The following is a 15,628-nucleotide window of genomic DNA, read 5'->3' on the forward strand; positions in this document are numbered from 1 at the left end:
TCCATTTAATTTCCTCTGGATAAGGGATTCTTGTACCCATAAGAAAAACACCTCCGCTAGAATCATATTGATTAAATACGACTCAGGAGGTGTTTTTTCCTTGTCTCACTTTATGGGGTCACTTCATAAAAGCTCTGAGCTTTTTTCTTTATAAATACTTAATAAACGTGTGTGTGTTAAATCCAAACCATTACATTCCATTTCAGCTCTTCAATTATGAGAATATTTTTCAAGTTTCTTTACCGGTTCATTACTGCATAAGTTAAAAGAATGAGATATAAGAATTAATAACCCAAGGGTTACTCTTTAGTTGGATTTCCATTCATATTTAATATCTGGTAAATTTTCTTCATTTTCATACCCTCTACCAATGATATTAAATCCATGCTTCTCATAGAATCGCTGTGCTTTTTTATTTACCTCAAATGTGTATAATGTTAATCTACCAGTTGATTTTTCCTTTGCTCTATCAATCAGTCTTTGACCTATACCGATTCCTTGATAATCTAGATGAATATAAAGTTGGCTTATTTCCGTTTCATTATAGGCGATCATTCCTACTATTTTGTCACTAACTAACGCTACTTCAATTTGAAACTGTACTGGTAAAATATGATTTATAAAATCTACTTGATTTTCAAAGCTGTGAAATTCTTTCTTATTAATAGCCTTTTCCTTACTATCTCGCCACATTTTAACTGTTTGTTCAGCGTACTTAGGATTATACTGAATAATTTTGACTTCCTCTTGGTTCACTATACTCCTCCTAAGTTTTTATACATTTATCTCTTAAAAACTGTTGAATACTAGCCGTCTTCACAAACTTCTATATTAAGGTAAATCTGTTGTTAATCTGTACTTACCACAATGAAGACATTTATATAAATGTCCAACTATATAAGAATTCAAGGCATTTTTGAGATCACTCTGCTGAAGATTATACTTTGATGCTTCTATTGTTAAATCACTTTGGAGTTCTGGCTCGAGGTGACGAACTCCTTCCCAATCTACTATTCCTATATAGGCACAAAAATCATTACAGTGTTCTAACCAGGATATTTCTTGCCACGATGGAATTGAAGGAGTTCTTAAATGAAGTTCAGCAACTTTATTATCATCTTTAAAGGAGATTGGATATTGATAATTAAAGAATACATCATGTTCCTTCCCTGCTTTTCCAGATGCAATGCAATGAACACATATAACTTCTAAGTCACTTTCTCCATAACTTCCCTCATTAAAGAAAGAACTCTCTTGGTTACACACCTCACATATATCTTTATAGTAAGATATACTTCCACTTTCATAAACATTAGGATGATATTTAAAATAAGGGAGCTGGTGGATAACTTTAAACTCATCTATTATATTTTCTAGGTCAAGGAGAGTAATTGTTATTTTTTTATCTTCAGTTTCCTGATATATAGTAAATTTCGTCGTATAATCATTCAACCGTTTAATTATTTTTCTTATGTTGATAATCTTATTGTATTCAGTATCAAGTACATGATAAACTTCTGTACTGTTACTAACAGACCTCCTAAATGATTCGAAATCTTGGGTAGATATGTATTTACTCACCTCAGACAAGAATGTCCCTTTCTGATTATTATTCAATTCTACAAGATCAATTTCTAATATTAAGGTATAGGACATATATTAATCTTCCTTCAAGTAAATTATTAGATTACTATCATTGAAATTATCTTTCATTATTAAATTAACCAGTTACTTTAATAAGACAATAATCATTTAAGATTTGTAAGTTTAAAGAAATCTGATTCAGGTTTCATAATTTTTGTACCTTTTTCTGATTGAAAGTAAATTTCTTTGTCGTTTTCATACAACACCTTTATTTCGATATCTCCAAAGTCTATGACACTTGTTTTTTCACGAGGTGATACTTCTTCATCCCAGTCAATAGCTTCGTTGATAAAATTTACAATTCCTTCTAATTGAATTTTGTCATTTATTTCAGAACAACCTTCATTAGAAGAACTTTGATAGATACATATACTAGCTGGAACATTGTCAATCCAAGTTGTTGAATGATAAATAGGAGTTTTATCAAAAATAACTTCCGTTCGATTATTCATTTTAAAGTAGCTTGCCGAAATAGATAATTCCCAATCTAATCCTTTTTTACGCCATCTAGACATAAAACCTGCTACTTCTTTGTTTTCATTAGAAGAGCTTTGTTCGTATTCAACTTTCCAACCATACTTTGGGAGTTCTTTTGAGTAAAAATCATAAATATCATTCCAGTGGTTTCCTTCCATTACATACTTATGTTCTGTTGGTTTCAAGCCTTCAAATAAAGGAATATCCTTGTGTTGTTCTGGTATAATTGACATTCCTTCATAAGTGTCATCTGTGACTTTTTGAAATGTAAACCAACCAATAACAATTAAAATCGCAATAGTACCACAAATTAACCAATTTGTTTTATTCATTGACTCCTCCTTAATCTCCATTCTAATTTTACCAAAAATTCCTAATACCTTGTACAACTATTCTCCCTCAAAAAACTAATCACAATCTCACAATGTCCCCCCACCTTAATTCTAACTCTACCACATTTAATAGATTTCCCTGACGCTACCCCTTAAGAGATTATCCTATATAAGAGTAAAATATTAAATTTAACCACAATAAAGAATCCTTTCAAAAGTCATAAATGATACTTTTAAAAGAATTCTTCAATTTACCCAACAAATATTTTTCGGCGATCATAGGCAAAGAAGATCATCGCGACACCTAAGATAGCACAAATCATGTACATAAATGAGTATGAAAAAATATCAGCCATCGGCCCCATAATGACACCGCTTAGCGATACACCTAGATCAGCCATAGCAATAAATAAACCAAGTAACACATTGCGATTCATCTGAGGCAAAACAAAGGTCAAATACGTTGTTAACGTTGGATAAAGGAGGGCCTGTGCTATCCCCATTAAAATTGCACCAACATAGAAAAAAATTGCTCCACCCATAATTGAAAAGCTTACACTTTGGGCCGCCAATGCCAGAATAAACATAGTCCCCATGATAAAAGATGAATGCCATTTTCCATCTGAAGGAATTTTTTTTCTTAAAGCAAAACGAGCATAAACAACTGCCCCCGCCTGGAGCATGAGATAAATTCCAGCATTACCGTTTTTTAATTGCATAGCGTACAGTGGTATAAAGGTTGTAATAGCCCCGAAGACAGAGGAAGAAACTAACATCAATACGCTGCATTTAAACAAAAATGGATTTTTTACTAACTGACTATATGACTTAAATGTACTTACTCCCTGCTCATTACTTTTTACAACAGGTTGATTCTTATCCTTTTCCATTTTGGCACTATAGCCAAATACTCCTGTAAAGAGGGCAATTGCTATCATCATTACTGTAAAGTAATCCATTCCCTCTTGCCAAATGCCTAACGCAAGCATTGGGCCAATAATACCCGGCATATATGAAAATAAAGAATAAAGTGAAATGCCCTGAGAACGATCCTTCTCTGATAGTGCATCAATAATTCCTATTTGTAATGCCATTGAAAAAAAAGCTGTCGATACCCCTTGTAACATACGCGCAATTAAATAACCACCTAATCCAGTAAATGTATATAGTATTAAAGCAATTCCATTGATAATAAGAATAATGCGTAAAATTTTTATTGGTCCGTGCTTTTGAATAATATGGCCTGCCCATGGACGAAAGAACATGGTTGTAAACAAATATGCCCCCATTATCAAGCCGATTGTTGTATTGCTGGCTCCTAATGATTCTCCTTGTAATGGAATAATCACATTTAGTATAGAATTGGCACTAAAATACAGAAGAACCAGCAGATACAAACGTAAAAAAGGCCAAGACATAGCTCCACTCACAATTTTTCTCCTCCTAAAATCGCGTAACAATGACTTTATGTATTAATATACTCTTTTCGAAAGTTATTCCACTATTAACAAAAAATCTGCATTACTTTCATATCCACTTTGCTATAAAGACTGTATATATGAATAATCATTTCCCTCAAATAGATCGCTTCCTTGTCTTACTTCATCGTAAGTAATATTAAAACGTTATTAACGCCTGCAATAATTTTTTTGCGTACTCTGACTGAACGTCCTTTAATTGTTCGATTTTAAGCGCTTCTTCGATTTGACCACCTCTAAAAATAATGACTCTGTCGCAAATATAGGCAGCAGCCTGTATATCATGAGTTATAAAAACATAACTCATGTTGTAGATTTTTTTTAACTCTATTAACAACTCAAGGACTTGTGTTTGAACAGATATATCTAATGAACTGATTGCTTCATCTAATAAAACACATTTTGGTTCTGTTGAAATGGCTCTTGCAATACACACCCTCTGAACCTCTCCACCTGATAACTCATGAGGATATTTTTCTTTATAGGAAGAACTTAATCCTACTTGATTTAATAGATGATCAATCTTGCTTTGATTTTCCTTTTTGCCCTTATTCTGAATGTTTAATGGCTCCATTATTGCTTCTTCAACAGTAAAGAAGGGATTAATTGAAGATTTATAGTCTTGAAAAACAGCGCTAATATTGCCTAATCTCACTCTTCTATCCTCTACACTCTTTCCTTCAAATAAAACTGTTCCACGATCAGGCTTTTCAATTCCTACTATCAAACGCCCTAATGTTGATTTTCCACTTCCACTCTCTCCGATAATACCGAGACATTCTCCCTCCTTACATTCAAAACTTACATTCTTTAAAACGTTCTGTCTTTCTGCAGAAAACACTCCACCTTTTTTATACGATTTCTCAACACGATCAACCTTCAGCAACTTTAGCCCCTCCCCTCATAATTTTTTTTAAATTATCACTCAGGGCTAGTCTAGTAGTAACTAAATATTTTGTATATTCATGTTTTGGTTCTGAAAAAATGGCTTGAGTACCCCCTCTTTCGATAATTTTTCCATCCTTCATAACTAAAACGTCATCAGCAATTTTTCTTACAACGCCTAAGTCGTGTGAAATAAAAATCATTGAACAACCCATTCTTTCTCGTAATTTAATAAGTTGTTCAATGACCTCAAATTGCGTAATGGTATCAAGCGCTGTTGTCGGTTCATCAGCGATAATAATGTCAGGCTCTAAGACGATTGTTAACGCGATCATAATTCTCTGCAACATCCCACCCGATAGCTGGTGTGGATATTTGTTCATAATCTCTTTCGGATTTTTAAGCATGACACTTTCCATGGCATTTTTCATTTTTTCTTCTATTTCTTTTTTATTCCACTCGAAATGTTCAGCAAGCGTTTCCTTTAAATGAACACCAATCACACAAGAAGGATCAAACGCACTCATCCCATTTTGCAGAATCATGCAAAGGCTTCTTCCCCTTTTCTTTCTCATCTCTTTTTCAGAAAGGTTGTTTACATTTTCCCCTTTAAATAAAATCTCCCCTGATTGGTGAAGCGAGGATCTATTTAATCTCATAATTGCCCTACATGTCAAAGACTTACCGCTTCCGCTTTCTCCAACAATTGCCAGACAGCTTCCTTGCTTTAAATGGAATGAACTATTATGTATAATGACTTTCCCCGTTTTAACATCCCATATCTTTAAATTTTTAACTTCTAATAGATTCATCATTTAATTAGCCACCTCTTTTTCTTGAAGCATAATTTTAGAGAGAGGTACATTTTCTTGATGCATATTTTTAGAGTTTACTAATTTAGGATCTAAAGCAACTTGAAGTGCGTCAGATAAAAAATTAAATGCCGATACGACAATAATAATAGCTAAACCGGGTGCTAACATTAACTCAGGCCTTGTAAACATTACTTCCCTCGCCTCATTTAACATCATCCCCCATTCAGCATTTGGAGCTTGAATGCCTAAACCGAGGAAAGAAAACCCGGATATTTGCAAAATCATGGAACCAATAGAGCTGCTTGATATAACCGCGATATCAGAAAATGTAACAGGAACAATGTGCTTGTATATAATTTTTATATCTTTTGTTCCAGAAGCTTTGGAAAATTTCACATAGTCTGATTCAGCATACTGCATCACAGACGTTCTAATGATTCGAGCAAACCAAGCCCATTTAATCAGAATAAACGCAATCAATATATTCTCAAGACCCACGCCCAAAATACCAACAATCGCCAATGCCATTACATACCCAGGAAAAGAAAGCATGATGTCACAAGCTCTCATGATTAAAGCATCTACTGTTCCTCTAAAGTATCCTGCTAGAAAACCTAAGATAGCCCCAATCAAAACAGATATTACTAATACAACTAAAACCCATAAAACGCTGGGACGAATCCCATAAATTAATCTAGATAAGATACATCTCCCTAAGTGATCGTTTCCTAATAGGTATTCCCACGAAAAGCCTGCATACCGAAGAGTCATATTTACTTGATTTGGGTCATGGGGTGAAAATATAGGAGCAAATATTCCAACAACAATAATTACAACAATGGCTAATAAAGAAATAACAGCTAACTTATCTTTACTTATATTTTTCAATACTCTCATTTAGAGATCATTCCTTAATTTAGGATTCATCACAGCATTTATAATGTCAGAAATCGTATTAAACAATACAAAGGCCACTGCTACTATAAAAACATAAGCTTGGATAATGGGGAAATCTCTGCTCAATATGGATCTAACACTTAGACTTCCTAACCCTGGCCAAGCAAAAACATTTTCTATTACTACAGTACTTCCCAATATAATGGGTATGGCCATACAAAATATTGAAATGGCAACTTGCAATGAATTCCTTAATATATGTAGCGTGATTTTCCTCTCTGTTAAGCCACATGCCCTTCCATACAGAACATAGTCTTCATTTAAATTGCTTAACATCGAACTCCTAACTACCCTAAAATAGATACCTGCATAACTTACAGCTATGACAATAACCGGTAGAATGTAATTTTTATACGACTCCATTCCACTAGTTGGTAATAAATCCAATTTAACGGAAAAATACCAAATCATAATAGCAGCCAGCCAATAAGATGGCATGGAAGTTAAAAAAAATGAAAATCCTCTTACCGACTTATCAATTAATTTCCCTTCATTCATCGCACAAATAACACCTAATAGTATCGATATTAGGATAATGACAACAGATGAAACGAACGTCAGCTTGAACGTATTTACAAAAGCTGGACCTATTAATGACCAAACTGGTTTTTCTGTCACATAGGAATTCCCAAAATCCAACTTTAAGCAAGCAATGACCCAATCCAAGTAACGTATGATAAATGGTTGATCCATCCCCAGCTCTTCTTTCGTTTGAGCCATTAATTCCTCTGTTATTGTTGGAACACCTTGCGCTTGCAATACCACTTCGGCTGGATCTAAGGGAGAAAGATTAGTTAATACAAACGTTAAAAATGATATGAATAGCAGTAAAGGGATCGAAATTAACAGCCTTTTAATGATGTAACGTCTCAAAGAAAATCTCCTTTCATTAGAAAAAATCAGCAGAAAATATCCTTTCCAATAAACTGTCAGAACTTTGCTATATGAGATAAGGGTTTAAACTAAGGGGGAATTCCCCCTTTTATTTTCGTTTAGGAAATTATAAAATTCTTGAACTGTGAATAAGCACACGACATCCAGATCCAGCGCCTAGCCCCTCTTGGGTCTAAGCTAATTTAGAATTGAAGGCAAAGAACGCCTTCTATTCTAAATCATCTTATTTGCCTTAGGCTGTTCAAGGCGCTTGCGCTTTTGTTCATACTATTATTCAAAATTCATTAGTTCAAATGGTAGTTCAAATTGGGTTTGCTTAAATGAAATACCTTTTAAATTTTTTGGGGCCACTACAGTGACGCTTCCATTTGAAATTGGGATAAAGACTGCTTCATCGTGGACGATTGTCAAAATATCAGCATATAATGATTTTCGTGTTTCCTCATAGGTGGACACCATAACTTCATCAATCTTCTTGTAGAGTTCATCTGCTTTTGCAATGCCACTTGTGGTATGTAAGTAAGAAGCCTTTGAAGTAAAAGCAGAGATTGTACTTTGTGGATCATACGCTAGTCCCCATGTTTGATTGAATAATAAATCATATTCACCAGTTGATCTTCTATTAGCAATTGAAGTTGACTCCTCACCAATAATCTCCAGCTGAATACCTATCTCTTTTAATGAATGTTGAATAAATTCAGCCTGTGTTTTTTGGGAAGAAGAATTGCTATCATAATAAAGTTTCATTGCTAATTTGTTGCCGTTTTTCGTTCTAACTTCAGCACCATTCCCTAATTTCCATCCGGCGTCTTTTAAGATTTCTTTCGCTTTTTCGACATCGTAGCCTCGTTTCTTCAAATCGACATCTGCATAATTAACGTTAGATGAAAACAATGTATTGGCTATTGTTTCTGTACCATTTAAAATATCCTTACTAATTGTTTCCCTATCGATAGAGTACCAAATCGCTTCACGAACAGCTGTCTCATTTACTGGATTATCCGATTTACTACTATTAGCTACGATAATTTTCGTATTCATTGGCTCACTTCTTATTAGTTGATATTCACCTGAATCAACTAATTGATTCATTGCTTCAACATCAAGACTGTCTGCACCTCGATCATCAGTGAAAACAAAGTTTACTTCTCCTTTTTGTAAGGCTAAAAATGTCGTTTCCCCTGCTGGAAGAACTTTAGAAGTAATTTTCTTAATCTTAGGCGAGCCACCCCAGTAGTTTTCATTTGCTTCAAAAGTGGCATACTGATCGGTCTTATGTTCTGTAAGAACATATGGTCCTGTCCCGTTGTAACCATTTACACCATCTTTTGTTTCCCCGTCAATAAAATTTTTTGGTGATAGGAATACATAAGGTCTAGTCATAGACAATTCAACTAAAGTTGGATAATATGCTTCTGACAGAACTAATTCAACTGTATACGCATCTACTACATTACAACTCTCGATTTTTGTTGATAGCTTAATCCAAGAATGCTTTTCTGCATTATTTTGAACAGCCTCAATATTTTGCTTCACGGCTTCTGAGTTAAATGGTTCCCCATCATGGAATTTCACATCTTTTCTTAAATGAAAAGTGTATACTTTTCCATCTTCTGAAACTTCCCAGGACTCAGCAAGTAAAGGCTTAATTCCATCTTTCGTATTTTCAACTAATGATTCATATACCATCCCTTGAGCTGGCATTGAACCTGTGTACAAATGAGGGTTCATATCATTAATATCTTTGGCTGATGCATAAACTAGTTCTTTTTCATTATTCGTTGAATCTGTATCTTCCTTTGCATTACCAGATTTTCCTGAATTAACAGAGCAGGCAACTAGAATAGATAAAACCAAAAAAACGAGTGCCGCTAACGTATGCCTTTTAATTAACAATGTACTCTTCTCCCTTTCGTCTTGCTAAATTTGAATGTAACTCACTTTTGCCGGCTAGATATGATTAGTGTTACACCCATATTCACTGAATTAAATCGTAATGATTACTATTTATGTAGTATACTACTCTATTATTTTTAAGAAAAGACTGTTTCATCGTCTTGTTCCTATACTTTTTCCAATTCATTGCATATCATTTTCAAGTCTTCATCAAAGCTTTGAACGGTAAATGCTTTAGATAGCAATTCACCTTTATGAGATTGAGCAACCTTTTCAATTTTATTCTCATAAGTTTTAATAAATTTATCTATGGTTGGGCAAGGCGATTTTGTATATCTTGCAATTCCTTGTATGATTTTTATTCGATAATAATCTTCCTTTGGCATCCTAGGGATATCCAAATACCCTTCCCTATTGACGAATATTTTCCTAAATGGAACAGCAGAAAAATCAAAATATTTTCCTTCCTGATCTGGTTCTGAAAAAGGATCGATTAACAGTGCGGTATAGCGTATATACAATAAGTATTCTTGCTGAATAATCTCTAACTGATCGAAATTTTCTATATCGTTACGTGATAAACTTTCCAATCTCACCGGATAATTATCATCTGTCATAAATTTAAGTAAATTGATACTTTGTAAATTCATCTTCCCTAGAACATTCATAATTTCTTTCCATTGGGCCAGCATATCACGAATTAAATATTGCGTAATGGGTCCCTCAGGATAAATTTTATATACATATTTCTTGGTATCTAATTCTCCAAATATAGCACTTAATGAAAAATCATTCATAAACAACGGTGGGTGTACATATAAAGAAATATTTCGTGTCTCCGCCTCAATTGGAGATTTCATAATTTCTAGCGTAATATCTAATTGTTCATATACCTTACATAGTCTGTTGACATTTTTAGACGGAAAGTGTGTGGAGCCTATATAAATCTTTTTCTTTACTGCTGTTGTTAAAACATGATTAAGTGGTCTGTCGTCCATCCATCGTGTATCACCAAAATATGTAGAAAAACTAATAATTTCCGCATCCGAATTAAGCTGGTTCATATAATTACTTATTAAACTATTCGATCCAAAAGTCGGAGAAATTAAAACAATACACCTTACTTGTTTTAAAAGCTTATCTTTGATTTGTTTTAATACTTCGATGTAGGCATCCGTGGTTACAGATAGAATAATAGTATCCCAGTCACCCTTAATTGTTCCATATCCATTAAAAACTTGATCAATGAAGCATTCACCTTCCATACCTCGATGCTTTTCATTTTGGACGCTTACACGAATTAATTGGTCACTTTGCTTAAGCTCCGCAAAGACTTTTTCTGAACGAACAGATTCTCTTCCGGCAATTCCCACATAACAATTCAATTTCTTTTTAAAATTTACAGCAAGTTGGATTGATGTAGGACCAGTTCCTAACAATAAGACTTTCTTAAACTCACTCATAAGGGCCTCCCTTTCTTACAAACAAGTAAGTTATGCTTTTTTATACAATGCAATATCAAATACATGATCGGGTCGTAATATCTTTTCAACTTGTCTCCACTTTTGCCCATCCACCTCTCTCGATGGGTAATTAAATAAGGACTTCAACTGATCACCATACCTCATAGCAACAACTACATTTTCATTCGTCAATATGTGTAATTGATCCAAAATGTCATATTTACTTTCAACAGTTGAACTAAAAATGATATGGGTCACATCTTTTATATAATCAAGATTTTCTACTAATGTTTTTTCTAATCTAATATTTAATCCAGCCCCCAATCTTTCTACAACGTTTCTTCCTAGGTTAATTGCTTCATCATCTATATCTACTCCCACAACCTCTGCTCCTGTTCGCTTGGCAATTAACAGTGGTGTCATTGGAAATGAACCAGATCCTACTAATAATACTTTTGATTTGGAAGTAACTCGGAAACTTCCGAATTCTTTTTCAATACACGATTCTATATTTTGGAAGTAATCAGTCATTTCGACATTTCCATTCTGCAACTTGAATGCACGGTATTTTTCCATTATAGCAACACAAAGTGCAGATTTTTTTCTTAAACCCACTACAAGTTGATTAAAAAAATCACTAGATTCTTCTCGTTCTAGTTGTTCCCAAGCTTCTTTATTACTTTCGTTTGTTATGAATTTTGAATAATCATCTATTAAAATCTCTAACTCTGAACAATTATTGATTGTATGGTCGTATCTTCCTGATAAATCATCAAATTTTTCAAAAAAATCACTTAAATGTTCTTCGAAAGTTTTTAAAGTATTCATTCACTTCACCCCAACACAGTATTATAACTAAACACCTATAAAAGCTTTGCCTTGTGCTACTATTCCGACAGATCCTTCAATCCTAAGACTTGTTAATTCTTCTTTATAACAAGTAGCAGCTACATTAATAGTGCCACCTGGTTGTCTGATCTTAGCAACAATCTCCCCTTTATTCTTCCAAGCTAGATAGGCTCCTAAAGAGGCCGTACCTGAACCACAACCCCTTTCCCATATCATGCTATCTAGATGTGGGACATAAATAAGAGGAGCCAATTCATGAGAATTAGATTTATACAATAGAATGCCGATTAAGTTACCACCTAAGGTTACTCCAAGCAACTTTGCTAATGATTGCGCTTTTTCCCTCTCTGTCTTACTAAATTCCTCTACTTCTATCACAATATGTATAAACTCATGATATCTTACGATAATCATATTTAAATCGCTGCCATCATACTTAATTGTTCTCTGTTCTATCCTCTTAGGAAAAGGCATAGTAACTTGACAGTAATATTCATCTAAATTTCTTTTCACATGACACATTATTAATTTATCTGTGCCTGAAACTTCTAATAATATTTCCGTCAAATCATTTTGCTGTAATCCGTTTTCAGATGCAATATAAGCAGCCAATGCCATACAAGCATTACCACAAAACTCACCTCCGGCCATCTGTAGCTGTGCAGCAGCTTTATTATTTATCGGTTTTTCTATAAAACCTACTTGTTCAGCATATACGTTGTCATATGACATTATTTTCGAAGCAATGTGTCTATACTCCTCAACTGGATAATTAGTTTTAACAAGGATCGTCATATTTTGTGTTGGATTAAATTTTATAAAATCTATTTCCTGTTTCATCACAACAACCCTTTACACTTATATTTTTTATTTGAGTTTTCATTGTTTCATTAATCATAAATCGTAATTATTACGATTATGAATCTATAATAAATTATTTCATAACGTTCTATTGCCTCAATACAACTTTATATCAACACACACAATTGTCGTAACCCTAATACCGCAATCGACTCCAGAGTCACTCCAGTATTGACGTTCAATTTCAAACTTCGCAATTATTCGTTTATCATTCAAGTTCCTAAAAGGCTTTATAGTTTGTGCAGGATATTTTATTTCATTATTTTGTCATAAGGTCGTATAAACTAAGCTACAATTTCAGGACAGCAACCTTATTACCTTCACGATTATTTAAAATATGATTTAGCAAAGTTGTTTTCCTGCACCTAAATAACCGCATAATACTGCCAATAGAATCTTTTTTATTTCAACTAACCTTTCATAAATAAAGTTTACTGAATTTATTCTAAAAGAGCAGATTTCCTTTATAAATGCTTTACGATCCGCTCGGCTGCTTGTCTGGCTCCTGAAATATTGCGAGCAATCGGACCTATTTCAAGCTCCGCTAATGCACCAGTGACATATAAATCCGGACCCCATTGTAAGGCTTTTGATACAATGGGATATCCGCATTCCGCACAAGGCAATTTCAAAGTCTCGATCATCGGCTTTATCCATTCACTTCCAGGGAGACTTGGCAAATATCCCGTAGCCAGCAATACAGTACCTGTTTGTTCAATGATTTTACCTTCCTCGTCAAAAAGATGAATGCTGCCATTCTTAACTTCACCTCGAACGACCGTACCCGCTTTAACAGCTAGGGATTGATTTTTAACCCGCTTTAACAGCTTTATATGTAAGTCATGAGGAATGGATCCCCTATATCTGGCAGAGATAATTTCCTCTCGCCTTTTTTCATAACATCCAATATTATGGAATGCTTTCTGCCGTTTTGGACCTAACCAGCCTGGATCACTATCAAAATCATGGATCTTGAAAGGGTGCCGTTTCAACAATGTGACTTGATTTGGATACAGCTCACTCAACTTAAGTGCCAAATGAATAGACGTGATTCCTCCCCCAACGATTGTAATGGGAAGCTTCATCACATCAAATTCGGGCATCGTTTGATCAAAAATATGATAAACACGTTTTGGATATTTGCTGTCAAGATCGATTGCCCAATCCGGCATATTAGGCTGTTCACCAATCCCAATGGCCAATACAAGCTTTTTACCATGTATTACACGGCCGTTTTTCAAATGTACCTGCCAGCCATCAATTGTATTTAATGCCCCTGCCACATGTCCTTGAATCCAAGTCTCATTTATCGATAGATCATTTAATAGATGCTCGCAGTGATCGTTAAATATTTCTAGGGATGGACGCTTATATCGACCATAAAAGGCCGTTCTCTTATGATAGGAGCCCTTCTTTACAAATGACTGAAGACTAAATGGATCAACATCTATATGATGGACAGAAGGGGAACGTAAATATGGCATCGAGATAACTTTTGTACTTCTCTTCCAATTCGCTAATGGTTCCGCGTGACGGTCAACGACAGCAAGATCATCTGCCTTTGCTTTTCCAGTTTTTATCAAAAAGGCAGCCAGCGTCAACCCTTGAATCCCTCCGCCAATAATCACCCATTCATACATAAAAAACACCACTTGCAAATTGTGATTTTAATAATCTATTTTCCATCATTAAATCATTTCCTGACTGATTGAGGATAGCACTACGAAACAAATATAAAAGACCATTGGTTATCTTTTCTCCCTTGCTTATTTCTCATCGTGTCACTGTAATCAATCCATTTTATTCGATTACACCTTTCCTTTATCACTTGATCAATTTCTGCATGTGCCTCATCCATTACTTCCTTAATGGATGTAATATCGAGCGAAAAATGGTCTGCTGCAGCTTTATATGGGGATCTTTCACTCATGAGCTGAATAAATTGCATCTCATTAAATGAGATTTCCTCTAATTGATTTTCCTTACTCTCTATAAATTGATAGATTTCCCGCTTCTGATCCGATAGTTTCGAAACAGCACTACGATATAAAAATTTAATTAAGATTGGATTAATTGATTTCATGCTACTCACCTTCATAATTTCCATGATGTGTTTCATTCCTCAAATTCCTTTATTTAGCGGTTGAACGAGTATATATTCTACCAACTTGACTTTTTCACTCCCGGAATTTGTCCTTTATGAGCGAATTCCCTAAATGCAATACGGGACATTTTGAACTTTCTTAAATATCCTCTTGGTCTTCCTGTCACTAGACATCTGTTCTTTAATCGCGTCGGTGATGAATCTCTCGGAAGTTTCCTAAGGGCTTCATAGTCCCCTTTTTCTATTAACTCCATACGAAGAGCCGCATACTTCTCCACCATTGCCTGACGTTTCTGTTCTTTTGCTACTTTCGATTTTTTTGCCATTACTATTTTCTCCTTTGGTTTTCTTTCATCTTTTAATAAAATGGAATCATTACGTTTTACGAACCATACTTTCCCCTGAGAAAAAGGACCTTACTTATCTTATTTGGTTTCTCGGTGTAAAGTGCATTTTTTAAAACGCGGACTATTTTCATAAGCTCGGGTACGGTCTGGATTTGTCCGTTTATTCTTCGTATTTATGTAATTCCGATCTCCAGTTTCTGTACACGCTAATGTAATTTTGACTCTCATCATTTTTCCTCCTATAGTGTCTTTATTGGTCCTTATATCTGAAAAAAAGTCAATGGGTCTATAAATTTCAGACAGTCCTAACTTTTTTATAGCGCAAATCGTCACTATTACGATTTGTGCTTTATAAAAACATCCAACATTATTTCTCATTAACATCGCGTAAAAATTTGTCGGTGTTTATAATACACCATTATTATAAAACGTAATGATTATTATTTGCAAGTGATTTTATAAACTCATTTTTTGTAGAGTACTGCAAAGTTACTTATTTAGTGTGTAATCGTTATCAAAATCCTTGTAACCGTACTACTGTTTTGAGAAATATGAGAAGGCCTAGAGAAGCTTATTGAGTAATAACGACTAGGGAACATCTTAAACTGATGTTCCCTTCATCTTTT

The 15,628-nt window shown here is 34.3% G+C and carries 17 protein-coding genes and 1 pseudogene; all 18 read right to left on the reverse strand.

Features of this window, described 5'->3' with window-relative positions; all coding sequences use genetic code 11:
• Positions 1-306: 306 nt before the first annotated feature.
• Positions 307-756 (reverse strand): GNAT family N-acetyltransferase, encoded by a 450-nt coding sequence (locus I7822_RS04800; RefSeq protein ID WP_307847680.1) that lies wholly within the window; start codon positions 754-756, stop codon positions 307-309.
• A 75-nt stretch (positions 757-831) separates the two neighbouring features.
• Complete coding sequence (locus I7822_RS04805) at positions 832-1,656, reverse strand: CbrC family protein (RefSeq protein ID WP_207975647.1); 825 nt, start codon at positions 1,654-1,656, stop codon at positions 832-834.
• Positions 1,657-1,748: 92 nt separating this feature from the next.
• Positions 1,749-2,453, reverse strand: coding sequence for a hypothetical protein (locus I7822_RS04810; RefSeq protein ID WP_207975649.1), 705 nt, complete (start codon positions 2,451-2,453; stop codon positions 1,749-1,751).
• 251 nt (positions 2,454-2,704) lie between these two features.
• Positions 2,705-3,883, reverse strand: coding sequence for a staphylopine family metallophore export MFS transporter CntE (gene cntE, locus I7822_RS04815; RefSeq protein ID WP_207975651.1), 1,179 nt, complete (start codon positions 3,881-3,883; stop codon positions 2,705-2,707).
• 187 nt (positions 3,884-4,070) lie between these two features.
• Positions 4,071-4,817: an ABC transporter ATP-binding protein gene (locus I7822_RS04820; RefSeq protein WP_207975653.1), complete on the reverse strand. Its 747-nt coding sequence runs from the start codon at positions 4,815-4,817 to the stop codon at positions 4,071-4,073.
• Positions 4,804-5,628 carry a staphylopine uptake ABC transporter ATP-binding protein CntD gene (cntD, locus tag I7822_RS04825; RefSeq protein WP_207976293.1) on the reverse strand — a complete coding sequence of 275 codons (825 nt, stop codon included), beginning with the start codon at positions 5,626-5,628 and terminating at the stop codon, positions 4,804-4,806. The genes I7822_RS04820 and cntD overlap by 14 nt, the downstream gene beginning before the upstream one ends.
• Before the next feature lie 3 nt (positions 5,629-5,631).
• Positions 5,632-6,528, reverse strand: a complete 897-nt coding sequence (gene cntC, locus I7822_RS04830; RefSeq protein WP_207975655.1) for a staphylopine uptake ABC transporter permease subunit CntC — start codon at positions 6,526-6,528, stop codon at positions 5,632-5,634.
• Positions 6,529-7,461, reverse strand: coding sequence for a nickel/cobalt ABC transporter permease (gene opp1B / locus I7822_RS04835; protein ID WP_207975657.1), 933 nt, complete (start codon positions 7,459-7,461; stop codon positions 6,529-6,531).
• 291 nt (positions 7,462-7,752) lie between these two features.
• On the reverse strand, positions 7,753-9,378 hold the full coding sequence (gene cntA, locus I7822_RS04840; protein WP_243459272.1) for a staphylopine-dependent metal ABC transporter substrate-binding lipoprotein: 1,626 nt from the start codon (positions 9,376-9,378) through the stop codon (positions 7,753-7,755).
• A gap of 167 nt (positions 9,379-9,545) precedes the next feature.
• Entirely contained in the window at positions 9,546-10,841 is a 1,296-nt protein-coding gene (locus I7822_RS04845) for an opine metallophore biosynthesis dehydrogenase (RefSeq protein ID WP_207975659.1), read from the reverse strand.
• A gap of 30 nt (positions 10,842-10,871) precedes the next feature.
• Positions 10,872-11,669, reverse strand: a complete 798-nt coding sequence (locus I7822_RS04850) for a class I SAM-dependent methyltransferase (RefSeq protein WP_207975661.1) — start codon at positions 11,667-11,669, stop codon at positions 10,872-10,874.
• A 27-nt stretch (positions 11,670-11,696) separates the two neighbouring features.
• Entirely contained in the window at positions 11,697-12,530 is an 834-nt protein-coding gene (locus I7822_RS04855) for a histidine racemase CntK family protein (RefSeq protein WP_207975666.1), read from the reverse strand.
• Positions 12,531-12,647: 117 nt separating this feature from the next.
• Positions 12,648-12,806, reverse strand: a complete 159-nt coding sequence (locus tag I7822_RS30825; protein WP_207976296.1) for a PDDEXK family nuclease — start codon at positions 12,804-12,806, stop codon at positions 12,648-12,650.
• A gap of 43 nt (positions 12,807-12,849) precedes the next feature.
• Positions 12,850-12,956 (reverse strand): annotated as a pseudogene (locus tag I7822_RS30145) (GTP-binding protein); the annotation flags it as partial.
• A gap of 59 nt (positions 12,957-13,015) precedes the next feature.
• A complete protein-coding gene (locus I7822_RS04865; RefSeq protein ID WP_207975668.1) occupies positions 13,016-14,191 on the reverse strand; it encodes an FAD-dependent oxidoreductase in 1,176 nt (391 codons plus the stop codon).
• A gap of 80 nt (positions 14,192-14,271) precedes the next feature.
• Positions 14,272-14,670, reverse strand: coding sequence for a hypothetical protein (locus tag I7822_RS04870; protein WP_207975670.1), 399 nt, complete (start codon positions 14,668-14,670; stop codon positions 14,272-14,274).
• A 41-nt stretch (positions 14,671-14,711) separates the two neighbouring features.
• Positions 14,712-14,981, reverse strand: coding sequence for a 30S ribosomal protein S14 (gene rpsN, locus I7822_RS04875; protein ID WP_207975672.1), 270 nt, complete (start codon positions 14,979-14,981; stop codon positions 14,712-14,714).
• A 99-nt stretch (positions 14,982-15,080) separates the two neighbouring features.
• Positions 15,081-15,230, reverse strand: coding sequence for a 50S ribosomal protein L33 (gene rpmG, locus I7822_RS04880; protein WP_207976298.1), 150 nt, complete (start codon positions 15,228-15,230; stop codon positions 15,081-15,083).
• Between the last annotated feature and the right edge of the window lie 398 nt (positions 15,231-15,628).

The sequence above is a fragment of the Metabacillus bambusae genome (genome assembly GCF_017497975.1).
Taxonomy (GTDB): domain Bacteria; phylum Bacillota; class Bacilli; order Bacillales; family Bacillaceae; genus Metabacillus; species Metabacillus bambusae.

What these genes read in the sequence shown, in the direction of transcription:
- I7822_RS04805 (WP_207975647.1), bottom strand. Translation starts at nt 1,656, where the DNA reads ATGTCCTATACCTTAATATTAGAAATTGATCTTGTAGAATTGAATAAT.
- I7822_RS04810 (WP_207975649.1), bottom strand. Translation starts at nt 2,453, where the DNA reads ATGAATAAAACAAATTGGTTAATTTGTGGTACTATTGCGATTTTAATT.
- cntD (WP_207976293.1), bottom strand. Translation starts at nt 5,628, where the DNA reads ATGAATCTATTAGAAGTTAAAAATTTAAAGATATGGGATGTTAAAACG.
- cntC (WP_207975655.1), bottom strand. Translation starts at nt 6,528, where the DNA reads ATGAGAGTATTGAAAAATATAAGTAAAGATAAGTTAGCTGTTATTTCT.
- I7822_RS04845 (WP_207975659.1), bottom strand. Translation starts at nt 10,841, where the DNA reads ATGAGTGAGTTTAAGAAAGTCTTATTGTTAGGAACTGGTCCTACATCA.
- I7822_RS04850 (WP_207975661.1), bottom strand. Translation starts at nt 11,669, where the DNA reads ATGAATACTTTAAAAACTTTCGAAGAACATTTAAGTGATTTTTTTGAA.
- I7822_RS04855 (WP_207975666.1), bottom strand. Translation starts at nt 12,530, where the DNA reads ATGAAACAGGAAATAGATTTTATAAAATTTAATCCAACACAAAATATG.
- I7822_RS04865 (WP_207975668.1), bottom strand. Translation starts at nt 14,191, where the DNA reads ATGTATGAATGGGTGATTATTGGCGGAGGGATTCAAGGGTTGACGCTG.
- I7822_RS04870 (WP_207975670.1), bottom strand. Translation starts at nt 14,670, where the DNA reads ATGAAACACATCATGGAAATTATGAAGGTGAGTAGCATGAAATCAATT.
- rpsN (WP_207975672.1), bottom strand. Translation starts at nt 14,981, where the DNA reads ATGGCAAAAAAATCGAAAGTAGCAAAAGAACAGAAACGTCAGGCAATG.
- rpmG (WP_207976298.1), bottom strand. Translation starts at nt 15,230, where the DNA reads ATGAGAGTCAAAATTACATTAGCGTGTACAGAAACTGGAGATCGGAAT.